This is a genomic window from Allobosea lupini (genome assembly GCF_900109525.1).
GTDB classification, from domain to species: Bacteria; Pseudomonadota; Alphaproteobacteria; order Rhizobiales; family Beijerinckiaceae; genus Allobosea; species Allobosea lupini.
Genome location: NZ_FOAN01000006.1, coordinates 115708 through 141022 on the forward strand (window position 1 = coordinate 115708; position 25315 = coordinate 141022).

Below are 25315 nucleotides of genomic sequence, written 5' to 3' on the forward strand. Positions count from 1 at the left end.
AGCGGGTCATCCCGGACAGGCGGCGAAGCCGCGCCGATCCGGGATCCATTCCTGAACCGTTCCGGCATGGATCCCGGGTCGCCCTTCGGTCGCCCGGGATGACGATGGAACGAACGGGGGCAACGTTATTCGATCTTCACATTGGCCTTCTGCGCCACCTCCGCCCAGCGCTTGGTTTCGCTGGCGATGTGGGCGGTGAACTCGGCCTGGGTCGATCCGACCGGATCGACGCCGAGCTTCTTGAGCTGCTCGATCACCGCCGGCTCGCGCATGATCGCCTGCGTCTCGGCCGAGAGCCTGGCGACGATCTCCGGCGGCACCTTCGACGGCGCGAAGAAGCCGTGCCAGGAGCTGGCATCGTAGCCCGGAATGAACTCGGATAGGGCCGGCAGGTCCGGCGCGACCGCGAGGCGCTTCGGCGTCGCCGTCGCCAGAGCCCGGATCTTGCCGGCCTCGACATGCGGCCAGGCGATGGTGATGTTGTCGAAGGTCAACTGGATCTGGCCGGAGAGCAGGTCCTGCGTCACCTGCCCGCTCGATCGGTAGGGCACATGAGCCATGTCGGTCCCGGTCGCGACCTTGAACAATTCGGCCGCCATATGGGTCGAGGTGCCGGCACCCGAGGAGCCGAAGGAATATTTGCCCGGATTCTTCTTCAGGAGCTCGATCAGCTCCGGCACCGTCTTGGCCGGAAGATCGAGATTGACCATCAGGATGTTCGGCACGCTCGCCACCTGCGAGATCGGCGCGAAATCCTTGATGTGGTCATAGGGCATCTTCGAGTAGACGGCCGGGTTGATGGCATGGCTGGAGACCGTGCCCATGGTCAGCATGTAGCCGTCCGGATCGGCCTTCGCGACTGCGGCCGCGCCGGTGTTGCCGCCGGCCCCGGCCCGGTTCTCGACGATGAACTTGCCGCCGAGGCGCGCGCTCAGCCGATCGGCCAGGATGCGGCCGAGCAGGTCGGTCGTGCCACCGGCGGCGAACGGCACCACGATGGTGACGACCCTGCTTCCCGGATAGCCGCTCTGTGCCAAAGCCGGCGCGGCCAGCATGGCACCGGCTCCGGCGAGCAGGCCGCGGCGTGTGATCGATGTCATCCAATCCTCCCTGGTCATTGTCTCATCCGACCGTGCCGTTCCGGCGTCTTGCGGCCGTCTTGCTCGACTCCATAGCACGCAATTCCAGATTTGAAATCTGAAATTTCAGACTTGATGTCGCTTGCGCTTTGTGATGTCTGGTGAGGCAATGGCGACGGGCCGAGCGCGAGCAGAATCGCGCTCGGCCACGCCAGAGGAATTGGAATGTCGAACGCGCTCGCCATCGAACCCGTCTCGCCGCATCTGCTGCGCTCGCTGCGCGAGCATGTGCACGAGCGCCTGCGCCGGGCGATCGTCGCCGGGCGCTTCCGCAATGGCGAGCGCCTGAACGAGCGCAGTCTCGCCGACATGCTGGGGGTCTCCACCACGCCGGTGAAGGACGCGATCCGCATGCTGGAGAGCGAGGGCCTCGTTCGCACGGAAGCCCGCCGCGGCGTCTTCGTCGAGTTCTCCGCCCGCCAGGCGCTGGAGATGGCGCTCGGCCGCGCCGCGCTCGAAAGCGTCATGACCCATATCGCAGCCAACCGGATCGACGCCGGCGAGATCGCCGCGATGGCTCGCCTGATCGACGAGATGGCCCATGCCACCGAGCACGGCGACCTGGAAGACCTCGTCAATCTGAACGAGGCCTATCACGGCATGATCCATCGCATCTCGGGTTGCGGCTATCTCGAGCGCCGGCTCGACGGCCAGCGCATGTACGACCACGCCCAGCGCATCGCCCTGCTCGGCGAGCCCAGCGAGCGCGCCCGCGGCTTCGAGGAGCATCGCGGCATCTTCGAGGCACTGCGCGCGCACGAGCCGGCAAGGGCCGAGCAGCGCATGCGCAGCCATATCGTGCGCTCCGCCAAGAGCCATGTGCGCCAGGTCTTCGGCGCCGATGCGGAAGGATTGGATTACGATGAGTGACAGGGTTCGCAGCGCGCTGCGCGGCATTTCCGGCGTGCACGTCACCGCCTGGAAGGGCGATGGCGAGGCCGACTGGACGCTGACCGGCAAGATCGTCGCGCGCATCGCACAGGCCGGCATCCACAACATCGTCTCGGCCGGCAATACCGGCGAGTTCTACCCCATGACCACGGACGAGGTGGTGCGCAGCCATGCCGTCGCCGCCGAAGCCGCTGCCGGCAAGGCGCTGGTCACCGCCGGCATCGGCCGGTCGCTGCGCGAGGCGATCGCCACCGGCAAGCTCGCCGCCAGGGCCGGCTGCGACGCGGTGATGGTGCATCACCCGCTCGATCCCTTCGCCGCGCCGCAGAGCCAGGCCGACTACATCCTCGCCATCGCCGAGGCGCTTGATATCCCGCTGGTCGCCTATATCCGTTCGGACGCGATCGGCGTGAAGGACCTCGCCCGCGTCGCGACGCATCCCAATGTCGCCGGGGTCAAGTTCGCCTCGTCGAACATGATGCTGCTCGCCGAATGCGTCCGCGCCACGCAAGGCTCGAGCGCCAACTGGATTTGCGGCCTCGCCGAAGGCTGGGCCGCGGCCTTCCACGCGCTCGGCGCCCGCGGCTTCACCTCCGGCCTGGTCAATGTCGCGCCGGAGCGCTCGCTGGCGATCTGGCAGGCGCTGGAGAACAACGATTACGACCGCGCCCGCCATCTCGTCGACGAGATCGCCGGTTTCGAGACGCTGCGGACCAAATACGGCAACGGCGCCAACGTCACCGTGGTCAAGGAGGCGCTCGGCCTGCTCGGCACCAATGTCGGGCCGGTGCGCCTGCCCGGCCTGCCGGAGCTGAACGACAGCGAGCGCGCCGAACTGCGCAAGATCGTCGGAAGCTGGGGCAGCCAGCGCGCAGCGGCGGAATGACCTCTGTCATTCCGGGGCATCGCGCAGCGATGAGCCCGGAACCCACAACCGGGTGAGCCCCTCATCGAGCGGAAACCGTTTCACCCAGCCGTGGTTCCGGGTTCGCCCCTGCGGGCCGCCCCGGAATGACAAGACGTTGAATTGACAAAGAACATACCGAGGAAACGCCGATGTCCCATCCCCGCAAGACGCCCGACACGCTGCGCTCGAAGCGCTGGTTCGGCGCCAGCGACCTGCGCTCCTTCGGGCATCGCTCGCGGGCGCTGCAGATGGGCCTCAACCATGACGAGTTCATGGGCAAGCCGGTGATCGGCATCCTCAACACCTGGTCCGAGATCAATCCCTGCCACACCCATCTGCGCGACCGCGCCGAGGCGGTGAAGCGCGCGGTCTGGGCGGCCGGCGGCTTCCCGGTCGAGATCCCCGTGATGTCGGCCTCCGAGCAGTACCAGAAGCCGACGACCATGCTCTATCGCAACTTCCTGGCGATGGAGGCGGAGGAATCGATAAGGTCCCATCCTCTGGATGGTGCGGTGCTGCTCGGAGGCTGCGACAAGTCCACGCCAGCGCTGATCATGGGAGCCTGCAGCGCCGGCCTGCCCTTCATCTTCGTGCCGGCCGGGCCGATGCTGCGCGGCAACTGGGCCGGCAAGACGCTCGGCTCCGGCGCCGATGTCTGGAAGTACTGGGCCGAGAAGGAAGCCGGCAACATCTCCGACGCCGACTGGCGCGACATGGAGAGCGGCATCGCCCGCTCGCACGGCACCTGCATGGTGATGGGCACCGCCGCGACCATGATGAGCCATGCCGAGGTGCTCGGCCTGACCCTGCCCGGCGCCTCCGCCATCCCCGCCGCCGACGCCGCCCACCCGCGCATGGCCGCCGCCGCCGGCAAGCGCATCGTCGAGATGGTCTGGGAGGACCTGACGCCGGACCGCATCCTGACCCGCGAGAGCTTCGAGAACGCGCTCACCGTCCACATGGCGGTCGCCGGCTCGACCAACGCCATCATCCATCTCGTTGCCATGGCCGGCCGTGCCGGCGTGCCGCTGACCCCCGATGATTTCGACGCCTTCTCGCGCAAGGTCCCGGTGATCGCCAACCTGCGTCCCTCAGGCGACTTCCTGATGGAGGACTTTTTCTATGCCGGCGGGCTGCCTGCCCTGCTGAAGCAGCTCGAAAGCAAGCTCCACACCGGCGCCATGACCGTGACCGGCAAGCCGATCTCCGAGACGATCGCGCTCGCCAAGGTCTATGACGACAACGTCATCCGCCCGCTCGACCGACCGGTCTCGACCGCCAACGGTCTCGCCGTGCTCAAGGGCAATCTCGCCCCCGGTGGGTGCGTCATCAAGCCCTCGGCGGCCGAGGAGCGCCTGCTCAGGCACTCCGGCCCGGCCCTCGTCTTCGAGGATTATGATGCGATGATGAAAGCGGTGAACGACGAGACCCTCGACGTCACCGCCGACCATGTCATGGTGCTGAAGAACTGCGGGCCCGTGGGCGGCCCCGGCATGCCGGAATGGGGCATGCTGCCGATCCCGAAGAAGCTGTTGAAGCAGGGCGTGCGCGACATGCTCCGGCTCTCCGACGCCCGCATGTCCGGCACCAGCTATGGCGCCTGCGTCCTCCACATCGCGCCCGAGGCCTACATCAAGGGCCCGCTCGCGGCGGTCAGGACCGGCGACATCATCAGCGTCGATGTCGAGGCGCGCAGCATCTCGGTGAACCTGAGCGACGCCGAGATCGCCGAGCGCCTGAAGAGCTGGTCGCCGCCCGACCGCGACTATCCGCGCGGCTGGGGCAAGATGTCGGCGGCCCATATCCAGCAGGCCGACAAGGGCTGCGATTTCGACTATCTCGCCGGCACCGCGAAGGTGGCTGAACCCGAAATCCACTGACCGGCAGGCTGCTGCGGCTTCACGCCGGCGACGCCGCGCTCTACTGTCTCGCCGGGCTGGCGACGGGGCGGACGATGGCGGGTTCAGAACCGGGGCGTTTCGATCCCGCGATCGCCTATGAAATGCCGACCAACTCGCAGATCGAGCAGGAGCGCTGGGTCTTCGCCATGTGCAATGGCCGCCGCGACGGCCGTTTCGCCGAGATCGGCGCCTTCGACGGCGTCCTGCACAGCAACAGCTATGTCCTCGAAAGCGAGCATGGCTGGAAGGGCGTCTGCGTCGAGCCGAACCCCGCCCTCTTCGCCCGCTTGCGCGAAAGCCGCAGCGCGATCTGCCTGGAGCGGGCGGTCTATCGCGAGTCCGGCCAGATCCTGTCCTTCATCCCCTCCCAGGAGATCGGGACACTGGCTGAATTCGCGGGCAATGACCGCTATGCCGACGACCGTGCACGCGCCGCCGCGACGCATGGGCTGATCCAGGTCGAGACGATCAGTTTCGCCGCAATCGCAACGATGGGCGACTTCGCCGAGTTCGGCTTCGACTATGTCTCGCTCGACACGGAAGGGTCAGAGCTCGATATCCTGCGCACCATCGATCTTGCCCGACACCGCATCGCGCTCTTCACCATCGAGCACAATTTCGTCGAGCCTCGGCGCGAGGAGATGCGAATCCTGCTGGCCGAGGCCGGCTACGACCGCCTCAATGTCGGCTTTGACGACTGGTACTGGCACCCCGCTTTCCTGATCGAGCGGAATCGCGGCGTCGTCGTCGACCATTGCGCGATCAACCGACATTTCAAAAGCATTTTCAAAGACTAAAGCCGAAGGCAGGTAAATGCCTGCCACAGCGGATGGACACCGGGCCGGACCGCATCCCGAAGACCTCGGCGGATGTTGACGCAGTTTGGCAACTCTGGAAGAAGCTCGGCCGAGAAATAGGCCGCTGGCCGATGCTGCCGCAATTTCAGGATGCACCGTGACGTCGCCAGCAGCCCAGCAATTCATTGAACGCGTCGACAACCGCTCGCTCGTCGTCGGAATCATCGGCCTCGGCTATGTCGGCATTCCGCTCGCGCTCGCGACCTTGCGGCAGGGTTTTCGCGTCGTCGGCTTCGACATCGACGCCAGGCGCGTCGACGACATCAATGCCGGCCGCAGTGCGATCAAGCACATCCCGATGGAGCCGATCGCGCAGGCTGTGGCCGCCGACCGGTTTGTTGCGACCGCGGATTTCGACCGTCTGGGCGAGCCGGATGCGCTCTTGATCGCCGTGCCGACGCCGCTGACCAGGCATCGCGAGCCGGATCTGTCCTATGTCGTCAAGACGACGGAGGCGATCGGCCGGCGCCTGCGCCGCGGCCAGCTCGTCGTGCTGGAATCGACCACCTATCCCGGCACGACCGACGAGGTCATGCGCCCGATCCTGGAGAAGGCGAGCGGGCTGAAGAGCGGCGCGGACTTCTTCCTCGCATTTTCGCCCGAGCGCGAGGACCCCGGCAACCCCGATTTCGGCACGTCCAACATCCCGAAGGTCGTCGGCGGCGACGGCCTCGACGCACAGGCGATGGCGCTGGCGCTCTACGGAGCGCTCGTCGTCAGGACCGTGCCGGTCTCCTCGACGGCCACCGCGGAGGCGGTCAAGCTGACCGAGAACATCTTCCGCGCCGTCAACATCGCTCTCGTCAACGAGCTCAAGACGGTCTACTCGGCCATGGGGATCGACATCTGGGAGGTGATCGAGGCGGCCAAGACCAAGCCGTTCGGCTTCATGCCGTTCTATCCAGGCCCCGGGCTCGGCGGCCATTGCGTCCCGATCGACCCGTTCTACCTGACCTGGAAGGCGCGCGAATACGACGTCGCCACCCGCTTCATCGAGCTCGCCGGCGAGATCAACACCCGCATGCCCTATCTGGTCGTCGATCGCCTCGCGACCCTGCTCGACGTCCATGGCCGCAAGAATCTGAGCGACGCCTCGATCCTGATCCTCGGCCTGGCCTACAAGAAGAATGTCGAGGATACCCGCGAGAGCCCCTCGCTCAAGCTGATCGAGCTGATCGAGAAGCGCGGCGCCCGCACCGCCTTCCACGACCCCCATGTCCCGGTGCTTCCGCCGACCCGCGAGCATCCGACGCTCGCAGGCCGCAGGAGCGTGCCGGTGGATGCCGCCTCGCTCGCCGCTTTCGACGCCGTGCTCATCGCCACCGACCATGACGACGTCGACTATGCGGCGATCGTCGCCGGCTCGAAGCTGGTGATCGATACGCGCAATGTCTGCACACGGGCCGGCATCGAGGCGGACAACGTCTTCAAAGCCTGAGGAAGCGCTGCCGGCGAGGACGACTCAAAGCTCGGCGCTGAAGGCGATATCGGTGAAGCTGGCATAGGCGCGGCCGAGAGCCGAAGCGCGGATCGTCGCCAATGCGCAGGCATTGGAGCTCGCGGAGATCGAGCGCTCGCCGCCCTGTATGTTGGCTTCCCCGGCGACAGTATAGCTTGTCGTCGGCACAGCCCGCATTGCAGTCGGGAAAGCGAGAAGCTGCTGCGAGTATCCGCTGGCGACCTGATAGCAATCGATGACCAACGACGTACCGGGCCGCCAATAGTAGCGCTCGCAGAGCTGCCGTTCCTGCGTCTGGCTGCGTGCCAGCCAGGCGCTGGACACCGCGCCGGTTTCGAGCTTGATGCCGCGGAAGGTCACTGCCCCCGTCGTCGGCGCAAGCTGGACAGTCAGGTTTCCGGTGTCGCCGGCAGCCGGCGTCAATGCGACGAAGCGGCGGCCGCTCCCGGCGGTGATCGTTCCGGAGACGCTGCCGACCGTCACATCGAGGCTGCCGCCGCTGAGAGCCTCGACCGAAAGGCATAGCGGCGTCGATGCGAAGGACGTCACGCCCCAGAGCGCCGGCTCGACGATCTGGCGGATTGCGCCGGAGGTCAGCGTCAGGTCGAAGCCGCTGCTGCTGAGGCTGGCGCCGCCGGTATGCGCCTTCCAGCGGTCATAGCCGAACGCTCCGGCCGCCAATGCGCCGCCGGCAAAGCCGCGCTGATTGATCTGCCAGTCGCCATTGACGAGCAGGTTCGGCCGCGGCGTCTCGTGGGCCCAGTTGCTGGCCGGGAGCGTGACCAGCCCGCTCGTCCGGTCGACGACGAGCGCCTCGGTCCAGCTGCTCCCGTCCGGGCTGACCTTGATCCGCAGCTGGTCGTCACCGGCGAGCCCGATCTCGGCCCGGCCCGACCAGTTGTCCTGGAAGAGCAGGCTCGCCGTGCGCGCCGCATTCGCCTTGTTGAGCTTGAGGCGATGGTCGGTGCCCGCGTGATTGAACAGGGTTGCGTCGGCGGAGACCGAGAGCCGGTTCGTCGTATCGGCGGTCGCATTCACGCCCCAGAGCGCGGCACCGAGACTGCTCACCGGCTGTGAGCGGCGCCATTGCGTGCCGGTCCAGACATGGTGCTCGGCCTCGTCGCTCACCCAGGCCTGCCAGCCGGAGCGCGGGTCGAGAAAACTCCAGGCGCCGTCCTCGAAGATCGCAAGATCGTCCTGGTGACCGGCGAAGACGCCGGTGCCGCCAGCGGGCACGATATAGGCGGCGGTCTCGCCAGGCGAAGCCGGCGGGACGGTCTGCGTCCGGCTGGCGACGACGAGATGCACCAGCGCATCGAGCCGCATCAGCGCATCATTGTGTGTGACGTGTTTTTGCGCCTGCCCGGCGGCGAGCAGGGGCAGGCCAAGACGTGGCGTTTCGCTCATGGGACCTCGCTGGATCGGAGCGGCACGCGGGAGGCGCGCCATGCCAGCCGATTATGCGGGCTCCGCAAGCCGCGGGGATCGATTGCGAATCTATCCCCGCACCGGGTCGATCGAGCCGGAAAAACGCGTTTGCAGCCCCTCAGCTCAGCATCCGCGTATCGCCGCAGACCGAGATCTCCTGGCCGGAGATCGTCTTGGCAAAGGGCGAAGCCAGGAAGACGATCTGCTTGGCGATGTCATTGGGGTCGACGAACTGCTTGATCGAGACACCGGCGAAGAGCCGGTTGGTCATCTCGTCATGCGAGACGTTGAGCGAGCGCGCCTTGTTGGCGATCACGCTCTGGATGCGCGGCCCGTCGACCAGGCCGGGGCAGATTGCGTTCGCCCGGATACCGAACTCGCCTAGCTCGGCCGAGAGCGCCTTGGTGAAGCCGATCACGCCCCATTTCGCCGCGGCATAGGGCGAGCGCAGCGGGAAGCCGTGCTTGCCAGCCTGGCTCGAGAGATTGACGATCGAGGCGTTCGTCGACTGCTTCAGATGCTCCACGGCGAGCCGGGTGCAGTTGAACTGGCCGGTGAGGTCGATGGCGACGCAGGAATCCCAGTCCTCCGGCGCGATCTCGTCGACGCGGCCCGTCGGCCCGGCGATGCCGGCATTGTTGACCAGGCAATCGAGGCCGCCGAGCGCCGCCAGGGCTTCCTCGAACAGGCGCGCCACCGCCTTGCGGTCGGAGACGTCGCAGACCGAGCGCGTGATCGCCGGATCGGATTCTGCCATGGCCGCGAGCGCCTTCTCGTCGACATCGCAGATATGGACCTTGGCGCCCTCCGCCGCAAAGGCGCGCGCCGTCGCCCGGCCGATGCCATTGGCGCCCGCCGTCACCAGCACGCGCAAACCCTTGATCGTCAGATCCATCGTTTCCGTCCCTTTTCCTTCGTTCTTCGGCCGACCGGCTACTCCGCCAGCCGCGCCGTCCGTTCGATATGCTCGGCCGCCGCGCTGATGTCCTCGACCAGCGCCTGCCGCGCCGCGGCCGGATCGCGTCGCCGCAGCGCGGCCAGCAATTGCGCATGCGCCACGACCGCACTGCCGCCATCGAGCCGCTTCGGCTCGTGCCGCATGTCGAGATTGAGAATCGGCCCGGCCTTGAGCCAGAGCCGGGAAATCATCTCGATCAGCGAGGGCATGCCGGCGGCTTCGTAGAGCGAAAAATGCAGGTCGCGATTGGCGCCGACCGCAGCGGCGGGGTCCGGGGGGTCCGCCCTGGCGGCAGCCAGGAATGCCGCCTCATGCCGGGCGACTACGGCGATGTGCGCGTCGGTGATCACCTTCGTCGCCTCCTCGGCCGCGAAGCCCTCGACCACCAGCCTGATCCGGGTGAGTTCGCGGAACTGCGCCAAAGTCAGCACCGGCACGCGCACCGCCCGGCCGGGCAGGACCTCCAGCGCCTTGTCCGCAGCGAGCCGGCTGACCGCCTCGCGCACCGGCATCATCGAGACGCCCAGCGCCTCGGCGACGCGGCGCAGCGACAGCTTCTCGCCCGGCGCCAATCGCCCGGCGATGAGCAGCGCCCGCAGCTCGCCGGTGACACGTTCTCCCAGCGTCTCATGCTGGAGCGAGCCGACCTCGTCGAGCGCCGACACCTCGCCGAGCTTCCCCGCTCCTGGGGAGGCTGGCCGCGATAGCGGCGCAACTGAGGGCTGGACTCGGGCAACCATGTCTGCCAACCTAACTGTGATCACAGATCACGACAAGCGGTCCGAGACCGCAGAGTGAAGAAGACGATCCACGCAATCCGACGCCGAAGCGCGCGGGAGAGTTCTGGGAGGAACGGAATGTCAGAGCAGTCAAGGATCAAGGGCCTCTCGCGTCGTCAGACGCTGGTCGGGCTCGGTGCGGCGGCTACCGGCCTCGTCGCCAGCCCGGCGGTCATCCTCGCGCAGACGTCGGATGCGATCCGCTTCGGGCATCTGACGCCGCGCACCGGCTTCCTCGGCCCGCTCGGCGAATACGGCGTCATGGCCGCCGATCTCGCCGCCGAGGAGATCAACGCCGCCGGGGGCATCAACGGCCGCAAGCTCGAACTGCTCAAGGAGGATTCGGTCAATCCGCAGACCGCCTCGACCAAGGCCGAGCGCATGATCGAGCGCGACAAGGTCGCCTGCATCATCGGCGAAATCTCCTCGGCCTCCTGCCTGACGATCTCGCAGGTCGCGGCCCGCAACAAGACGCTCTTCCTCAACACCGGCGGTAATTCCGACGCGCTGCGCGGCGAGAGCTGCAACCGCTACATGTTCCATGTCGAGCACCAGAACTCGATGTATGTGAAGAGCGCCGGCCGCTCGCTGCTGGCGCAGGGGCTGGTCAAGGGCAAGAAGTGGTTCTCGCTCACTGCCGACTACGCCTTCGGCCATGACCTCAGCAAGGTGGCCAAGCGCTTCATGGAGGCCAATGGCGGCCAGTTCGCCGCCGACAAACTGGTGCCGACCGACGCGACCGATTTCTCGGCTCTGCTGCTGGAGATCCGGGCCGCCAAGCCCGACCTCGTCATCTCCAACCTCGCCGGCAACCAGATCACCAACTTCCTCAAGCAGTATTCCGAATTCGGCCTGACCTTCCCGGTCGCCGGCTTCGGCTTCGACACAGCCCTCGCCTGGGCCGCCGGCAAGGACAATTTCGGCGGGATCTGGCCCTGCGTCTGGCATCATCTGATCGACACGCCCTCGAGCAAGACCTTCGTCGCCGCCTTCACCAAGAAATACGGCAAGCCGCCGGAGAACCAGGCCTGGGGCGACTATGTCGGCGTCAAGGTGATGGCCCAGTCGATGAACGAGCTGAAGTCGACCGACACCGCCAAGATTCTCGAGCATCTCGAGAAGGGCGCGAAGTTCGACGTGATGAAGCCGCGCCAGGGCTATTTCCGCGCTTCCGACCACCAGCTGATCAGCGAGATGTACACGATCACCGCCCTGCCGGCGGCGCAGGTCAAGAACCAGTGGGACCTCTTTACCTCCTCGGCCCCGGTGCCCGGCCCGAACGAGGACATGGAGGTGATCGCCACCCAGGGCGACGAAGCCGTCTGCAAGATGAGCTGAGCTGCTCGCTCAAACGACCTTGTCATCCCGGACAAGCCGCGTAGCGGCGCTGATCCGGGATCCATTCCGGAACGCTTCAGGAATGGATCCCGGGTCTCCCCTGCGGTCGCCCGGGATGACGACTCACGCGCCAGAACAGACGTTTGCAAAGGCCAACCCTTGCTCACCCTCTTCATCCAGCAGGTGCTGAACGGGCTGCTCGACGGGGTCTATTACCTCCTGATCGCGCTCGGCCTGTCGCTGATCTTCTCCCTCGGCGGCATCGTCAACCTGGCGCATGGCGCCTTCTATGCGATCGGCGCCTATCTCACGATTGTGCTGGCGCCCCATATCGGCTTCGGCGGCGCCATCATCGCCTCGCCGGTGCTGGTCGCGCTGATCGGCATCGTCATCGAGCGCGGGCTGTTCCAGCGCTTCTATCGGTCCGACCCGATCCTCTCGCTGCTGCTGACCTTCGGCCTCGCCATGGTCGCCGAGCAATCGCTGCGCATGATCTTCGGCGCGCCGCCGCTCTCCTTCTCGATCCCGCCGGCGCTGCGCGGCCAGCTCTTCATCGGCGACTTCATCTATTCGCGCTATCGCGCCCTGCTGATCCTGATCGCCGCCGCCTGCGTCCTCGGCCTCTGGTTCCTGCTGCAGCGCACCGCCTTCGGCCGCGTCGTCCGCGCCGGCGTGCAGAACCCCGACATGGTCGGCGCCCTCGGCATCTCCCTGCAGCCCTACATGATGACGGTCGCCGGCATCGGCATCGGCCTTGCCGGTCTCGCCGGCGTGCTGCTCGCGCCGATCTACTCGATCCATCCGGCCATGGGCCAGGAGATCATCACCCCGGCCTTCGTCGTCGTCGTCATCGGCGGTCTCGGCTCCTTCTGGGGCGTCGTCGTCGCCGCCCTGATGGTCGGGCTGGTCAAGGGCGTCACCATCGGCCTTGGCCTGACGCAATGGTCGACCGCGGTGATCTACCTGATGATGCTGCTCGTCCTGCTCTTCCGTCCGCGCGGCCTGTTCGGCGAGCGCATCCAGCGCTTCGAGTGAGGCCGACATGACCAGCTCCCAGCGCGACTATCTCCCGCTCGCCATCGCCGCCATCGGCCTCAGCCTGCTGCCTTCGCTGATGCATGCGGTCGGGCTCGGCACGACGTCGGCCACTGAGGTGGTGGTCTTCGCCATCGCCTGCATGGCGCTCAACGTGCTGGTCGGCACGACCGGCCTCGTCTCCTTCGGCCACGGCGCCTGGTTCGGCATCGCCGCCTACGCCGCCGGCCTGATCCAGCGCAACTGGCTGCCGGGCCAGTTCGCCTTGCCGATCCTGCTCGCGGTCGCGCTCGTCGCTTTGATCGCGTTTGCCTTCGGCGCGCTGATCCTGCGTCGCCGCGGCGTCTATTTCTCGCTGCTGACGCTGGCGCTTGCCGCCATGATCTATTCGGTCGCCTTCCGCTGGACCTCGGTCACCGGCGGCGAGGATGGCTTGGGTGGCATCAGGCGCCCGCTCTTCGCCGGCATCGATTTCGAGATCGCCTTGCCCTTCTACGTGCTGGTGGCGACGATCGGCTTCGCCGTGGTCTACGGCCTCTGGCGCTTCCATCGCTCGCCGGTCGGCACCGTGCTCGTCGCGATCCGCGAGAACGAGCAGCGGGCCCGCTTCCTCGGCTATGCCACTACCCGCTACAAGCTCGTCGCCTTCACCGTCTCGGCGGCGCTGACGGGCTTGGCCGGCACGCTCCTCCTCTTCAACAACCGCATGACCTCGGCCGAGCCGATCTCGGTCGCCTTCTCCGGCGAATTGCTGGCCATGGTGGTGATCGGCGGCATGCGTTCCTTCCTCGGGCCGGCGCTTGGCGCGCTTTTCTTCGTCGTCTTTCGCGACCTGCTCTCCAGCGTCACCGAGAACTGGCTGTTCTGGTTCGGCCTGCTCTTCGTCGCCTTCATCGTCTTCTCGCCGGACGGCCTCGTCGGCGTCGGCCAGCGCCTGCTGAAGCCTTTCCGAAAGCAGGCGGCCGAGGACGCGGCGATGTCGGCCCGCAAGGCCGGCACGGTCGAGCTCCCAGCCTTCATGAAGCCGCAGGATACCGGCGACGGCACCATCCTGACCGCGACCGGCCTCGCCAAGAGCTTCGGCGGCATCAAGGCGGTCGAGAACGTCGATATCGCCATGCGCGACCGCAAGCTGCATGCGCTGATCGGCCCGAACGGCGCCGGCAAGACCACCGCCTTCAACCTGATTTCCGGCATGTTCGCGCCCGATCGCGGCGAGGTCCGCCTGCGCGAGCGAAATATTGCCGGCCTCTCGCCCGAGGCGATCACGCGGGCCGGCATCGGCCGCGCCTTCCAGATCACCAACCTGTTTCCGACCCTTTCGGTCGCCGAGAATGTCCGCCTCGCCGTGCAGGCAAGGGCGCCGGAGCGCTTCGGGTTCTGGCGTTCGGCCGGCGCGCTTGGCCAGGTCAACGACGAGACCCGCCAGGTCGTCTCGACCATGGGGCTCTCCGGCATCGAACAGGCCGAGGCCGGCTCGCTGAGCTATGGCGGCCAGCGCCTGCTCGACATGTCGCTCGCGCTCGCCACCAGCCCGCGTGTGCTCCTGCTCGACGAACCGCTGGCCGGCCTCGCCGCGGCCGAGCGCGAGCGCGTCGGCAACCTGATCAAGTCGATCTCGACGGACCTGCCGGTTCTGCTCGTCGAGCACGACATCGACCGCGTCTTCGCCATCGCCGACCATGTCACGGTGATGAACGAGGGCTCGGTGCTGGTCGACGGCACGGTCGAGGACGCCCGCTCCTCGCCCAAGGTGCAGGAGGTCTATATCGGCTCCGGCGCCCACGCGCTGGCCGAAAAGCCGCGCGAAAGCGCCGCCGGCGAGAAAGTCCTGCTTGGTCTGAATGAGGTCGACACCTTCTACGGCAAGAGCCATATCCTGCGGCAGGTCAGCTTCGGCGTGCACGAGAACGAGATCGTCGCTTTGCTCGGCCGCAACGGCGCCGGCAAGTCGACCCTGCTCAAGACCATCACCGGCATCGCCCCGCCGGCTTCCGGTTCGATCAGCCTCGCCGGCAGCGATATCGCCCGCCTGCCCCCGGCCCAGATCGCCCGCGCCGGCGTGGCTTACGTCCCGCAGGGACGCGGCCTCTTCGCCGGCATGAGCGTCAAGGACAATATGGAGCTCGGCCGCCTGCGCCGCCGCACCGGCAACGGCACCCATTGGGAGGACGAGAAGATCTTCGCCTTCTTCCCGCGCATCAAGGAGCGCTGGCAGTCGCCCGCCGACTATCTCTCCGGCGGCGAGCAACAGATGGTCGCGGTCGCCCGCGCCCTCTCCGGCGACACCAGGGTGCTTCTGCTCGACGAGCCCTTCGAGGGCCTGGCGCCGGCCGTGGTCGAGGAATTGTTCGAGGCCTTCGACAAGCTGCGCAAGGAGATCGCCATCGTCATCGTCGACCACCATCTCGACCTGGCGCTGGCGCTCTCCGACCGCACCGTCGTCCTCGAGCGCGGCCAGGTCACCCATATCGGACCATCCCGCGCTCTCAGCCAGGACCTTGCGCTGCGGCGGCAGGTGCTGTGGCTTTGAACGAACCTTCTTTTTCGACTGCCATGGACAGGATCGCATGACCAAGATCGCCATCGTCGGCTCGGGCCTGATCGGCCGCGCCTGGGCCACCGTCTTCGCCAGCCATGGCTTCGAGGTCGCGCTGCACGATGTGAAGCCGGAAGCCGCCAAGGCTGCCCGCACCCATATCGGCAAGAACCTCCGGGAGCTCGCCGGCCACGGCCTCGTCGATGATCCCGCGGGCTCGCTCGCCCGCATCCGTGTCGCCAAGGACCTCGCCGACGCCTTGAAGGGCGTCGCGCTGGTGCAGGAGAACGGGCCGGAGACGGTCGAGGCCAAGCGCGAGCTCTTTGCCCAGATGGACGCGATCGCTCCGGCCTCGGCGATCCTGGCCTCCTCGACCTCCTTCATCATGGCCTCGACCTTTTCGGAAGAGCTGAAAGGCCGCGCCCGCTGCCTCGTCGCCCATCCGGTCAACCCGCCGCATCTGGTGCCGATCGTCGAGCTCGCGCCGGCGCCCTGGACCGATCCAAAGGTCGTCGCCAGGGCCAAGCGCCTTTACGAGCAGGCCGGCCAGGTCGCGATCATGCTGCGCAAGGAGAAGCCAGGCTTCGTGCTCAACCGGCTGCAGGCGGTGCTGCTGGCCGAAGCCTTCCGCCTCGTCGGCGAAGGCGTCGCCAGCGCCGAGGATGTCGACAAGACCATCCGAGACGGGCTCGGCCTGCGCTGGTCGTTCATGGGTCCGTTCGAGACCATCGAGCTCAATGCGCCGGGCGGGATCCCCGACTACTGCGCACGCTATTCGGAATCGCTCGACCGCATGGTCAAATCCTCGGAGGGGCGCGGCAACCCGTTCAAGCCGGAGACGGTCGCCGAAGTGATGCGCGAATGGCGCGGTGCGCAGGAAGCCACCCGCGTCAAGCGCCTGAGCGACTGGCGCGACAGCCGCCTCGCCGCCCTGCAGGCGCACAAGCGCGCGGCGAAGCGCAAGCCGGCGTGAGTTCATGATTTAGGGATCAGCGAAGGACTAAAATCGCATGGCCAAGAACCGCAAAGTCATCATCACCTGCGCCGTCACCGGCGCGATCCACACCCCCTCAATGTCGCCCTATCTGCCGGTGACGCCCGACGAGATCATCGATGCCGCCGTCGGCGCCGCCGAGGCCGGCGCGGCGCTGGTCCATGTCCACGCCCGCAACCCGAAGACCGGCCAGCCCGACCAGTCGCCCGAGGCCTTCGAGCCTTTCCTCAAGGTGATCAAGCAGCGCTCCAACTGCGTCATCAACATCACCACCGGCGGCGCCCCGACCATGCTGGTCGAGGAGCGCCTCAAGCCCTGCGCCCATTTCAAGCCCGAGGTCGCCTCGCTCAACATGGGCTCGATGAATTTCGGGCTCTACCCGATGCTGAACCGCTTCAAGGAGTTCAAGTACGACTGGGAGCGGCCCTATCTCGAAGGCTCTGACGACCGCGTCTTCAAGAACACCTTCAAGGACATCGCCAACATCCTGACGACCTGCGCCGAGAACGGCACGCGCTTCGAGATCGAGTGCTACGACATCGGCCATCTCTACACGCTGGCCCATTTCGTCGATCGCGGGCTGGTGAAGCCGCCCTTCTTCGTCCAGTCGGTCTTCGGCCTGCTCGGCGGCATCGGCCCGCATCCCGAGGACGTCGCCCATATGAAGCGCACCGCCGACCGGCTCTTCGGCGACGACTATCACTGGTCGGTGCTCGGCGCCGGCCGGCACCAGCTCCCGATCGCGGCGATGGCGGTCGCGATGGGCGGCAACCTGCGCGTCGGCCTGGAAGACTCGCTCTGGCTCGGCCCCGGCCAGCTCGCCAAGTCGAACGCCGACCAGGTCCGCGCCGCGCGCAAGATCATCGAGGGCCTCGGCCTGGAGATCGCGACGCCGGACGATGCCCGCGAGCAGCTCCAGCTCAAGGGCGCCGACAAGGTCAATTTCTGAGATTGCTTTATCCCGGCCCTGGTGAGCTTGGCTCGCCGGAAACCGGACGATAAACCTCGCGGCCGACCCCAGAGCGAACCGGGCCGGCCGCGGAACCGATGCAGATCTTCACCTTCATTCTGATCCTGGTCATGGCCGTGGTGGCCTCGCAGCCGCTGACCCGGCTGTTCAGGATCATTCCGCTGCCGATCGTCCAGATCGCGCTCGGCGCCGCCCTCGCGTGGCCGACCGCCGGCTTCCATCCTCATATCGATCCAGAGCTCTTCCTCCTGCTCTTCATCGCCCCGCTGCTCTTCGTCGACGCCTGGGAGGCGCCGAAGCGCGAATATCGCAAGCTGCTCCGGCCGATCCTGTCGCTCGCCTTCGGCCTGGTCTTCTTCACCACCCTGTTCGGCGGGCTTGCCCTGCATTGGTTGGTGCCATCCATGCCGCTGCCAGTCGCCTTCGCGCTCGCCGCCGTGCTCTCGCCGACCGATGCGGTCGCCGTCTCCGCGATCGTCGACAAGGAGAGCGTGCCGAAGAACCTGATGCATATTCTCGAAGGCGAATCCCTGCTCAACGACGCCTCGGGCCTGGTGATCTTCCGCTTCGCCGCCGCGGCCGCCCTGACCGGCAGCTTCTCGCTCTGGCAGATTTCGCTCGCCTTCCTCCTCGCCGTGGCCGGCGGTGTCGCCGCGGGTTTGCTCGCGGTCGTGGTCGTATCCTGGGCGCTGAAGCTGCTGGCGAAATTCGATCGGATCGCGCCGGAGGCACAGGTTCTGGTCGTGATGTTCCTGCCTTTCGCCGCTTTCCTCGCGGCAGAGGCCGTCCACGCCTCGGGCGTTCTCGCCGCCGTGGTCGCAGGCCTCACCGTCGGGCGCACGCGCACCGCCAACCAGCTCAGCGTCTCCGCCTATATGCTTGCCCATTCCTTCTGGACGATGCTCGCCTTTCTGCTCAACGGCACGCTCTTCGTGCTGCTCGGCCTGCAATTGCCGGCGATCATCCGCACCGTTCCGCCGGTCCTCATCGGCACGCATTGGCTCTGGCAGCCGCTCGGCATCATCGGCGCCCTGACACTCTGCCTGATCCTGCTGCGCTTTGTCTGGATCAGCGCCGCCATCGCGCTGAGCCGCATCGTCAGCCGGCACCTTCGCCTGGAGCAGTTCCACACCACGTTGCGCACGCGGCTGGCCGGCTCGATTGCCGGCGTGCGTGGCGCGGTCACGCTTGCCGGCGTGCTGTCATTCCCGGTGCTGGCGCTCGACGGCTCACCCTTTCCGGGGCGCGACGTCGCGATCTTCCTGGCCGCCGGCGTGATCCTGCTCTGGCTGGCGATCGCCAGCCTCGGCCTGCCGCCAATCGTGCGCGGGCTCGCCGCCGGCCAGGGGGCCGCTCACGCCACCGAGATGCGGCGGGCACGGATCACGGCGACCGAAGCTGCGATCGCACGGCTGGAAGGCGTTGCCCATCGTGGCGGCACCGATGGCGCCGCGACCGTCGACCAGGCGGTGGCGGAAGGGCTGATCGCGACCTATCGGCGGCGCCTCGCGCTGCTCGACGACGGCAGGACGCCGCGCGAGGAGGCGGTGGCGCTGCAGCGGGCTGAGAGCGCCTTGCGCCACACCGCCCTGGCGGCAGAGCGCGAGGCCTTGCGTGACCTGCTCAGGAGCGGCGCGATCGACGATGCGACCTTCAACGCGCTCGCGCACGAACTCGTCCTGCACGATGTGCTGGCCGAGTCGAAGGCCGGGTCACACTGAGAGCCGGCGCTAGCGCCGAACCGCGAGGATGAACAGGCGCGGGAAGCGCAGCAGCACCTTGCCGTCCGGCTCGATCGGATAGGCGGCCGCGATCTTCTCGCGATAGAGGGCAAGGAAGGCCTCGCGCTCACCCGCCGGCAGCGGGTCGATATAGGGCTTCAGGCCCGTGCTCTTGAACCACTCGACGATGGCGTCGTGCCCGGCGAGCGCATGGACATAGGTCGTCTGCCAGATATCGACCTCGCAGCCGGCTGCCATCAGCCAGCGCCGGTAATCCGAGAACGAGCCGATCACCGCCTTCGACGCCCGCGCATTGGCGAGACGCCCCGCCCACGGTCCTTCGGCCGCAGCCTCGTCCATCGAGACATGCGAGGGCTCGCTGAGGTTGTTCGGCATCTGCACGGCGAGCGCGCCGCCCGGCGCCAGCGACCGCGCCAGCCGCGCGAACAGGGCGGGGTGATCGGGGATCCATTGCAGCGCCGCATTGGCGAAGATCAGGTCGTAGCGCCCATCCGCCGACCAGCTCTCCAGGTCGGCCAGAGTGAAGGAGAGCTGCGGCAGGCGCTTGCGCGCCTTCTCAAGCATGTCCGGCGAGGAATCGAGGCCCTCGACCACCGCGTTCGGGAAGCGGGTGGCGACCAGCTCGGTGCTGTTGCCGGGCCCGCAGCCAAGATCGATGCAGCGCTGCGGATCTGCGAGGCGAACGCGCTGGATCAGGTCGAGCGGCGGGCGCGTCCGCTCGTCCTCGAAGCGCAGATACTGGTTCGCATCCCAGTCGACCTTGCCCGCCATCGTACCCGCTCCGTCCATGCAACCGGAGCGACGGCCTACGCCTCTACAGCGAGCGCATCAAGCCGCCATCGACGCGCAGGTTCTGGCCGGTGATGTAGCCGGCGCCGTCCGAGGCGAGGAAGGCGATCGTGGCGGCGATCTCCTCGCTGGTGCCGTAGCGCTGCATCGGCACCCCGGCGCGGCGCTCCTCGGTCGCCGGCAGCGAGTCGATCCAGCCAGGCAGGACATTGTTCATGCGCACGTTCTGCGCCGCATATTGGTCGGCGAAGAGCTTGGTGTAGGCGGCGAGCCCGGCGCGGAACACCGCCGAAGTCGGGAAATTGGCAGCCGGCTCGAAGGCCCAGGCGGTCGAGATGTTGATGATCGCGCCCGACTTCTGCGCCGCCATCACTGGCGCGACCAGCCGCGTCGGCCGGATCACGTTCATCAGATAGACGTCGAGCCCGGTATGCCATTGCTCGTCGGTGATGTCGGTGATCGGCGCGCGCGGACCATGGCCGGCGCTGTTGACCAGCACGTCGATGCGGCCGAAGCGCGCCATGGTTTCGTCGACCAGCCGCTTCAGGTCGTCGTTCGACTGGTTCGAGCCGGTGACGCCGAAGCCGCCGAGCTCCTTGGCCAGGGCTTCACCCTTGCCCGAGGAGGACAGGATCGCGACCTTGAAGCCGTCCTGCGCCAGCCGCTTCGCCGCGGCCGCGCCCATGCCGCTGCCGCCAGCGGTAACAATCGCGACTTTTTCTCCTGCCATGGGACGCTCCATCGTCTTGCCAAGGTACGCATGCACTGCAAGCAGCGCCGCTCACTCTCGCCTTTCTCGCATTAGCCGCATAAACTCGCCAGCGAGTTGGCCAGCGTCATATCGATAGAAAAACTACTGCATGACAGAACAGCAGCAGCGCCTGCCTTCGCTCAACGCGCTACGCGCCTTCGAAGCGGCGGCGCGGCATCTCAATTTCCGTGCTGCCGCCGATGAGCTCGGCGTCACCCAGGGCGCCGTCGCCCAGCATGTCCGCGGCCTCGAAAGCGAGCTGCGGCTGAAATTGTTCGAGCGTCAGCCGCGCCTGCTCGCGCTGACCAGTGCCGGGCGCAGCTATGCGACCCATGTCGCCCGCGCCTTCGCCCTGCTGGCCGAGGCGACCGATAATCTACGCCCTCAACCGCTGCGACTGACGATCAGCGCGACGCCGAGTATCGCGGCGAAATGGCTTGTGCCGCGCCTGCCCGAGTTCACCGGCGCCCATCCGCAGCTCGAACTCAGCATCCTCGCCAGCGACGCGCTGGCGAACTTCCAGTCGGATGGCGTCGACATCGCGATCCGCCAGGGCCGCCCGCCCTTCGGCCCTGGCCTGACTGCGGACCTCCTGTTCGAGCACGACATCGTCGCAATCTGCCAGCCGGCCATGCGCCCTGACGAGGAGGAGTTGGCGCGCCTGCCGCTGCTGCGCGACGGGCACGATCTCTGGCCGGAATTCTTCGAGCGTGCGCTCGGGCGATCCATGCCGCTGGCGATCCGCAGCACGCGCTTCAACCAGACAGCGCTGGCGATCGACGCGGCGATCGCCGGCCAGGGCGTCGCACTCGCCAGCCGCTTCCTGGTCGAGCCCGACCTCGTCGCCAGGCGCCTCGCTTTGGCGACGACGGCGAGCATGCGCGGTGGCCTCGACTTCTACGTGGTCAGCGCCCGCAAGCCTCGGCATGCCGAGCAGACCGCACTGGTCAGGGCGTGGTTGCTTGCCCAGCGCGGCTGATCAAAGGAAATGCTTGTAACATACCGACTGTATGGTATGTATTTCCCATGGCACGCCCCACCAAGCAATCTCCCGAGCGCGGCAATGCTCGCACCCGCCTGCTCGAAGCGGCGCGCGATGTCATACGCGCCAAGGGCTTCGCCGGCACCAGCGTCGATGATCTCTGCCGCGCCGCGGATGTGACTAAGGGCGCCTTCTTCCACCATTTCGAGAGCAAGGAGGCGCTCGGCGTCGCAGCGGCCGAGTTCTGGACGCAGGAAGTCACGCCCTTTTTCGCGGCTGCCCCCTATCACGAGCCGGCCAACGCCCTCGACCGCGTTCTCGCCTATGTCGCCTTCCGCAAGGCGATCATCACCGGCGACCTCGCAGAGTTCACCTGCCTGGTCGGGACGCTGGCGCAGGAAGTCCATGCCAGCGCGCCCGATATCCGCGACGCCTGCGGCCGCAGCATCTTCGGCCATGCCGCGACGCTGGAGGCCGATATCGAACAGGCCCGCCGCGACCACGGCATCACCACGGCCGGCTGGAGTGCCGAGAGCCTGGCCAGGCACACGCAGGCTGTCTTGCAGGGCGGCTTCGTCCTCGCCAAGGCCGGCAACGATCCGGATCTGGCGCGCGAAAGCCTCGACCATCTGGGTCGCTACATTCGCCATCTCTTCCACGTCGCTGAGGAGCGCGCAGCATGAGCCAATCCATGACGATCGGCTGCGCCTGCGGCCATACGCGACTGAAGGTGCAGGGAGCGCCGATCCTTGTCTCCGAATGCCTGTGCGACAGCTGCCGGGCCGCGGCGGCGCGGCTCGCCAAGCTGCCTGATGGCAGCGACATCCTCACCGCCTATGGCGCGACGCCGTCAGCCGAATATCGCAAGGACCGCGTCGAGATCGTCTCAGGTGCGCAGAGCCTGCGCGAATTCCGATTGAAGCCCGAAGCGGGCTCGCGCCGCATCGTCGCCACCTGCTGCAACACGCCCATCTTCCTGGAAATGAAGGGCGCGCACTGGCTCAGCCTCTATCTCCATCTCTGGCCTGAAGGCACCCGGCCCAAGCCTGAGCTGCGGACCATGGCCGGCGACCTGCCCGACGCCTCCGCTTTGCCCGCCGACATCCCGAACCTGAAGACCCACACGGTCTCGTTCTACCTGAAGCTGCTCGGCGCCTGGATAGCCATGGGCTTCCGCAACCCGACGATCACGACAGCGGGAACGATCGATGCCTGACGACAAGATCGAGATCGAGAACGTCAACAAGCCCGGCAGGTCCGAGCGGGTCGACCGCGCCAAATATCAGGCGATGCGCAAGGCGCTGCTCGCGACATTGCCGGACGAGGCGCCGGGGCTGACCGTCCCCGACGCGAAGGAGGCGCTGCTGCCGCTCCTGTCGGATGAGCTTTTCCCGCAGGGCGCCACGGCCGGCTGGTGGCTGAAAGCCGTCCAGCTCGACCTCGAAGCGAAGGGCGTGATCAAACGCGCCCCACGCAAGCCGGTGCATCTCTACCGGCTCGCTGCGAGCTGACCTCAAGCCGTCTCGGCAAACGCCGTCGCCAGCGCCGCGGCGGCTTCGTCGAGCTCGGCCGTCTCATGCGCGGCGCTGACCTGCAATCGCAGGCGCGCCTCGCCTTGCGCCACGATCGGAAAGGCGACCGCCGGGGCGAAGACGCCGGCCCGCGTCAGGCGCGCTGTCATCGCCCGCGCCCGCTCCTCGCCGCCGACCTTCACAGCCGTGATGGCGCTGGCGCTGTCATGGCAGGCGAGCGCATAGAAGCGCAGCGCCTCGCGCAGATGCGCGACATTGCGCCAGAGCCGCTCGCGCGGGCCGGGATCGTCGCGACAGATCTTCAGCGCCGTCAGCGCCGTCGCGGCGTTCGCCGTGGTCATCCCCATGGTGAAGATCCAGCTGCGCGACTGCGCCTTCAGCTTGTCGATCAGCGCGCGCGGCCCGGCAACGAAGCCGCCGCTGGCGCCGCCCAGCGCCTTCGACAGCGAGCCGGTCAGCAGCAGATCCGGCGCGCCATTGGCGAGCCCGCAGAGCGGCGCGGTGCCGCTGCCGCCCGGCCCGACCACGCCGGTCGCGTGCGCCTCGTCGATCATCAGCAACGCGTCGAACTCACGCGCCAGCGCCTGGATCTCCGGCAGCGGCGCCGCGCCGCCCTCCATGCTGAAGATGCCGTCGGTGACGATCAGCCGACGCTTCGCCCGTCTCGTTCCCTCCAGCGCCCGCCGCAGGCCGGCGACGCTACGGTTCTCATAGGTCTCGACCTCGGCCCGGCTGAGCCGGCAGCCATCGATGATGCTGGCGTGGTTCAGCCGGTCGGAGATGATGACGTCGCCGGCGCCGACCAGGGTCGTCAGCACCCCGCCATTGGCGTTGCCGCCGGAGGAGAACAGCGCCACCGCCTCGACGCCGAGGTAGGAGGCGAGATTCTCCGCCAGCGCCTCGTGCAAAGGCGTCGTCGCGAAGACCGGGTAGATGCCGGTGCCGCTGCCATAGAGCCGCAGCGCCTCATTGGTCGCCGCCAGCACGCGCTCATCGGTCGAGAGGCCGAGATAGTCGTTGGCGCCGAGCATGATCGTATCGACGCCATCGAGCAGAATGCGCCCGCCAGATCGACGCTCGATCACCCTGCGGGTGGTGACATGCGCGTTCATGGCGCCACCTTCGGCAGCGCGCCGGCGACAAGGCTCTGCCAGTAGCGCAGCACATGCGGAACGATCGCATCATTGAAGACGTAGCGGCCGCCGTGCAGGCCCTCGCCAGGGCCGACCTCGCCGGCGCCGATCCAGGCATAGCAGCCGCCTGCGGCGCGGATCATGAAGGCGAAATCCTCGCAGCCCAGGCTCGGCTTGAACTCGGTCGAAACGTTGTCAGGCCCGACAGCCGCAGCCGCTGCCCGCGCAGCCAATGCCGCCGCCTCGGCAGTGTTGATCACCGGCGGATAGCCGCGCTTGTAGTCGAGTATCGCGCTGACGCCATGCGAGGCGGCGACGCCATCCGCGATCTCGCCGATGAGCCGCTCGCACAGATCCGACAGCGCCGGATCGAAGAAGCGACAGGTGCCCTGCAGCCAGATCTCCTTCGGCACGATGTTGCCGACATTGCCGCCATGAACCTGGGTCAGGCTGACGACGATCGGCGTCTGCGGGTCGACGGCGCGCGAGACGATGCGCTGCACGCTCTGGATGAAGGCCCCGGCGGCGAGGATCGGGTCGTCGCCGAGATGCGGCATGGCGACATGGGCTCCGAGTCCGGAGAAGCGCAGCTCGAAATTGTCGACCGCGGCCATCTGCGCCCCGGCGCGGGCCGCGATCGTGCCGAAAGGCACGCCCGGCCAGTTGTGCACGGCATAGACAGCCTCGACCGGGAAGCGCTCGAACAGCCCGGCCTCGATCATCTTCATGCTGCCGCCCTCGTTCTCCTCGGCCGGCTGGAAGATGAAGTGGACGGTGCCGTCGAAATCCGGCGCCTCGCTCAGCAGCTTGGCCGCCCCGAGCAGCATGGCGCTGTGGCCGTCATGGCCGCAGGCATGCATCACGCCCTCGGTCTTCGAGGCATAAGGCAGGCCGGTGCGCTCGATCACCGGCAGCGCGTCGAGCTCGGCGCGCAGCCCGATGGCGCGCTTGCCCGAGCCCGCACGCAGCGTGCCGACGACGCCGGTGCCGCCGATGCCTTCCTGCACCTCCAGGCCGAAGGAGCGCAGCTTCTCGGCGACGAAGCGGGCGGTCTCCACCTCCTGGAAGCCGAGCTCGGGATTGGCGTGGATGTGATGGCGCCATGCGACGACCTCTGGCGTCAGCCTGGCGATCGGGTCATTGTGCAGCATGGTTCTCTCCTGTCCGTGCCGCAGGATTAGGAGAGCGAGC

At 67.4% G+C, this 25315-nt stretch carries 23 protein-coding genes; 15 read left to right on the forward strand and 8 right to left on the reverse strand.

Features of this window, described 5'->3' with window-relative positions; all coding sequences use genetic code 11:
* Window positions 1-125: 125 nt before the first annotated feature.
* Window positions 126-1100 (reverse strand): Bug family tripartite tricarboxylate transporter substrate binding protein, encoded by a 975-nt coding sequence (locus BMZ21_RS18390; protein ID WP_091838288.1) that lies wholly within the window; start codon window positions 1098-1100, stop codon window positions 126-128.
* 204 nt (window positions 1101-1304) lie between these two features.
* On the opposite strand from BMZ21_RS18390, the gene BMZ21_RS18395 reads away from it, so the two are divergent.
* The 5 genes from BMZ21_RS18395 to BMZ21_RS18415 all read left to right on the forward strand — a co-directional run bounded on the left by BMZ21_RS18395 (window position 1305) and on the right by BMZ21_RS18415 (window position 7133).
* Window positions 1305-2009, forward strand: coding sequence for a GntR family transcriptional regulator (locus BMZ21_RS18395; protein WP_091837419.1), 705 nt, complete (start codon window positions 1305-1307; stop codon window positions 2007-2009).
* The gene (locus BMZ21_RS18400; RefSeq protein WP_091837421.1) at window positions 2002-2916 is read left to right on the forward strand and encodes a dihydrodipicolinate synthase family protein; all 915 of its coding nucleotides are present in this window, start codon (window positions 2002-2004) and stop codon (window positions 2914-2916) included. Before BMZ21_RS18395 ends, BMZ21_RS18400 begins: the two co-directional genes overlap by 8 nt.
* A gap of 170 nt (window positions 2917-3086) precedes the next feature.
* On the forward strand, window positions 3087-4817 hold the full coding sequence (gene araD, locus BMZ21_RS18405) for an L-arabinonate dehydratase (RefSeq protein ID WP_091837424.1): 1731 nt from the start codon (window positions 3087-3089) through the stop codon (window positions 4815-4817).
* 74 nt (window positions 4818-4891) lie between these two features.
* Window positions 4892-5635: an FkbM family methyltransferase gene (locus BMZ21_RS18410; RefSeq protein WP_091837426.1), complete on the forward strand. Its 744-nt coding sequence runs from the start codon at window positions 4892-4894 to the stop codon at window positions 5633-5635.
* A 157-nt stretch (window positions 5636-5792) separates the two neighbouring features.
* Window positions 5793-7133, forward strand: a complete 1341-nt coding sequence (locus BMZ21_RS18415; RefSeq protein ID WP_208862317.1) for a nucleotide sugar dehydrogenase — start codon at window positions 5793-5795, stop codon at window positions 7131-7133.
* A 24-nt stretch (window positions 7134-7157) separates the two neighbouring features.
* Here BMZ21_RS18415 and BMZ21_RS18420 read toward each other — a convergent pair whose 3' ends face one another.
* The 3 genes from BMZ21_RS18420 to BMZ21_RS18430 all read right to left on the reverse strand — a co-directional run bounded on the left by BMZ21_RS18420 (window position 7158) and on the right by BMZ21_RS18430 (window position 10205).
* Entirely contained in the window at window positions 7158-8561 is a 1404-nt protein-coding gene (locus BMZ21_RS18420) for a DUF2793 domain-containing protein (RefSeq protein WP_167561674.1), read from the reverse strand.
* A 139-nt stretch (window positions 8562-8700) separates the two neighbouring features.
* Window positions 8701-9477 carry an SDR family oxidoreductase gene (locus BMZ21_RS18425; protein ID WP_091837431.1) on the reverse strand — a complete coding sequence of 259 codons (777 nt, stop codon included), beginning with the start codon at window positions 9475-9477 and terminating at the stop codon, window positions 8701-8703.
* A gap of 38 nt (window positions 9478-9515) precedes the next feature.
* Window positions 9516-10205: a GntR family transcriptional regulator gene (locus tag BMZ21_RS18430; RefSeq protein ID WP_244543901.1), complete on the reverse strand. Its 690-nt coding sequence runs from the start codon at window positions 10203-10205 to the stop codon at window positions 9516-9518.
* Window positions 10206-10397: 192 nt separating this feature from the next.
* Between BMZ21_RS18430 and BMZ21_RS18435 the strand changes: the two genes are divergently transcribed.
* The 6 genes from BMZ21_RS18435 (at window position 10398) to BMZ21_RS18460 (ending at window position 18916) form a co-directional block, all read left to right on the forward strand.
* Window positions 10398-11657, forward strand: coding sequence for an ABC transporter substrate-binding protein (locus BMZ21_RS18435; protein ID WP_091837435.1), 1260 nt, complete (start codon window positions 10398-10400; stop codon window positions 11655-11657).
* Between the two features lie 159 nt (window positions 11658-11816).
* The gene (locus BMZ21_RS18440; RefSeq protein ID WP_091837438.1) at window positions 11817-12692 is read left to right on the forward strand and encodes a branched-chain amino acid ABC transporter permease; all 876 of its coding nucleotides are present in this window, start codon (window positions 11817-11819) and stop codon (window positions 12690-12692) included.
* A gap of 7 nt (window positions 12693-12699) precedes the next feature.
* On the forward strand, window positions 12700-15225 hold the full coding sequence (locus BMZ21_RS18445; RefSeq protein ID WP_091837440.1) for a branched-chain amino acid ABC transporter ATP-binding protein/permease: 2526 nt from the start codon (window positions 12700-12702) through the stop codon (window positions 15223-15225).
* Window positions 15226-15262: 37 nt separating this feature from the next.
* Window positions 15263-16204, forward strand: a complete 942-nt coding sequence (locus BMZ21_RS18450) for a 3-hydroxyacyl-CoA dehydrogenase (RefSeq protein ID WP_091837442.1) — start codon at window positions 15263-15265, stop codon at window positions 16202-16204.
* 37 nt (window positions 16205-16241) lie between these two features.
* Entirely contained in the window at window positions 16242-17174 is a 933-nt protein-coding gene (gene kce / locus BMZ21_RS18455) for a 3,5-dioxohexanoate:acetyl-CoA acetone transferase (RefSeq protein WP_091837445.1), read from the forward strand.
* A gap of 98 nt (window positions 17175-17272) precedes the next feature.
* Entirely contained in the window at window positions 17273-18916 is a 1644-nt protein-coding gene (locus BMZ21_RS18460) for a Na+/H+ antiporter (RefSeq protein WP_091837447.1), read from the forward strand.
* A gap of 9 nt (window positions 18917-18925) precedes the next feature.
* On the opposite strand, the gene tam is transcribed toward BMZ21_RS18460, so the two are convergent.
* Entirely contained in the window at window positions 18926-19708 is a 783-nt protein-coding gene (tam, locus tag BMZ21_RS18465; RefSeq protein WP_091837449.1) for a trans-aconitate 2-methyltransferase, read from the reverse strand.
* A gap of 43 nt (window positions 19709-19751) precedes the next feature.
* Window positions 19752-20456, reverse strand: coding sequence for an SDR family oxidoreductase (locus tag BMZ21_RS18470; protein ID WP_091837451.1), 705 nt, complete (start codon window positions 20454-20456; stop codon window positions 19752-19754).
* A 130-nt stretch (window positions 20457-20586) separates the two neighbouring features.
* Here BMZ21_RS18470 and BMZ21_RS18475 point away from each other — a divergent pair, with 130 nt between their 5' ends.
* Genes BMZ21_RS18475 through BMZ21_RS18490 form a run of 4 tightly spaced genes read left to right on the forward strand, consistent with a single transcriptional unit; the run spans window position 20587 to window position 22970 of the window.
* On the forward strand, window positions 20587-21456 hold the full coding sequence (locus BMZ21_RS18475) for a LysR substrate-binding domain-containing protein (RefSeq protein WP_091837453.1): 870 nt from the start codon (window positions 20587-20589) through the stop codon (window positions 21454-21456).
* 47 nt (window positions 21457-21503) lie between these two features.
* Window positions 21504-22142 (forward strand): TetR/AcrR family transcriptional regulator, encoded by a 639-nt coding sequence (locus BMZ21_RS18480; protein ID WP_091837456.1) that lies wholly within the window; start codon window positions 21504-21506, stop codon window positions 22140-22142.
* Complete coding sequence (locus tag BMZ21_RS18485; RefSeq protein ID WP_091837458.1) at window positions 22139-22675, forward strand: GFA family protein; 537 nt, start codon at window positions 22139-22141, stop codon at window positions 22673-22675. Before BMZ21_RS18480 ends, BMZ21_RS18485 begins: the two co-directional genes overlap by 4 nt.
* Window positions 22668-22970 (forward strand): DUF6958 family protein, encoded by a 303-nt coding sequence (locus tag BMZ21_RS18490; protein WP_091837460.1) that lies wholly within the window; start codon window positions 22668-22670, stop codon window positions 22968-22970. The genes BMZ21_RS18485 and BMZ21_RS18490 overlap by 8 nt, the downstream gene beginning before the upstream one ends.
* A gap of 2 nt (window positions 22971-22972) precedes the next feature.
* On the opposite strand, the gene BMZ21_RS18495 is transcribed toward BMZ21_RS18490, so the two are convergent.
* Together BMZ21_RS18495 and BMZ21_RS18500 are read right to left on the reverse strand one after the other, a co-directional pair.
* On the reverse strand, window positions 22973-24103 hold the full coding sequence (locus BMZ21_RS18495; protein WP_091837462.1) for an aminotransferase class I/II-fold pyridoxal phosphate-dependent enzyme: 1131 nt from the start codon (window positions 24101-24103) through the stop codon (window positions 22973-22975).
* The gene (locus tag BMZ21_RS18500; RefSeq protein ID WP_091837464.1) at window positions 24100-25275 is read right to left on the reverse strand and encodes an amidohydrolase; all 1176 of its coding nucleotides are present in this window, start codon (window positions 25273-25275) and stop codon (window positions 24100-24102) included. The genes BMZ21_RS18495 and BMZ21_RS18500 overlap by 4 nt, the downstream gene beginning before the upstream one ends.
* Between the last annotated feature and the right edge of the window lie 40 nt (window positions 25276-25315).

Coding starts and splice junctions, on each gene's coding strand:
- BMZ21_RS18390 (WP_091838288.1), bottom strand. CDS start 1,100: ATGACATCGATCACACGCCGCGGCCTGCTCGCCGGAGCCGGTGCCATG.
- BMZ21_RS18395 (WP_091837419.1), top strand. CDS start 1,305: ATGTCGAACGCGCTCGCCATCGAACCCGTCTCGCCGCATCTGCTGCGC.
- BMZ21_RS18400 (WP_091837421.1), top strand. CDS start 2,002: ATGAGTGACAGGGTTCGCAGCGCGCTGCGCGGCATTTCCGGCGTGCAC.
- araD (WP_091837424.1), top strand. CDS start 3,087: ATGTCCCATCCCCGCAAGACGCCCGACACGCTGCGCTCGAAGCGCTGG.
- BMZ21_RS18410 (WP_091837426.1), top strand. CDS start 4,892: ATGGCGGGTTCAGAACCGGGGCGTTTCGATCCCGCGATCGCCTATGAA.
- BMZ21_RS18420 (WP_167561674.1), bottom strand. CDS start 8,561: ATGAGCGAAACGCCACGTCTTGGCCTGCCCCTGCTCGCCGCCGGGCAG.
- BMZ21_RS18425 (WP_091837431.1), bottom strand. CDS start 9,477: ATGGATCTGACGATCAAGGGTTTGCGCGTGCTGGTGACGGCGGGCGCC.
- BMZ21_RS18435 (WP_091837435.1), top strand. CDS start 10,398: ATGTCAGAGCAGTCAAGGATCAAGGGCCTCTCGCGTCGTCAGACGCTG.
- BMZ21_RS18445 (WP_091837440.1), top strand. CDS start 12,700: ATGACCAGCTCCCAGCGCGACTATCTCCCGCTCGCCATCGCCGCCATC.
- BMZ21_RS18450 (WP_091837442.1), top strand. CDS start 15,263: ATGACCAAGATCGCCATCGTCGGCTCGGGCCTGATCGGCCGCGCCTGG.
- kce (WP_091837445.1), top strand. CDS start 16,242: ATGGCCAAGAACCGCAAAGTCATCATCACCTGCGCCGTCACCGGCGCG.
- BMZ21_RS18460 (WP_091837447.1), top strand. CDS start 17,273: ATGCAGATCTTCACCTTCATTCTGATCCTGGTCATGGCCGTGGTGGCC.
- tam (WP_091837449.1), bottom strand. CDS start 19,708: ATGGCGGGCAAGGTCGACTGGGATGCGAACCAGTATCTGCGCTTCGAG.
- BMZ21_RS18470 (WP_091837451.1), bottom strand. CDS start 20,456: ATGGCAGGAGAAAAAGTCGCGATTGTTACCGCTGGCGGCAGCGGCATG.
- BMZ21_RS18475 (WP_091837453.1), top strand. CDS start 20,587: ATGACAGAACAGCAGCAGCGCCTGCCTTCGCTCAACGCGCTACGCGCC.
- BMZ21_RS18480 (WP_091837456.1), top strand. CDS start 21,504: ATGGCACGCCCCACCAAGCAATCTCCCGAGCGCGGCAATGCTCGCACC.
- BMZ21_RS18485 (WP_091837458.1), top strand. CDS start 22,139: ATGAGCCAATCCATGACGATCGGCTGCGCCTGCGGCCATACGCGACTG.
- BMZ21_RS18490 (WP_091837460.1), top strand. CDS start 22,668: ATGCCTGACGACAAGATCGAGATCGAGAACGTCAACAAGCCCGGCAGG.
- BMZ21_RS18495 (WP_091837462.1), bottom strand. CDS start 24,103: ATGAACGCGCATGTCACCACCCGCAGGGTGATCGAGCGTCGATCTGGC.
- BMZ21_RS18500 (WP_091837464.1), bottom strand. CDS start 25,275: ATGCTGCACAATGACCCGATCGCCAGGCTGACGCCAGAGGTCGTCGCA.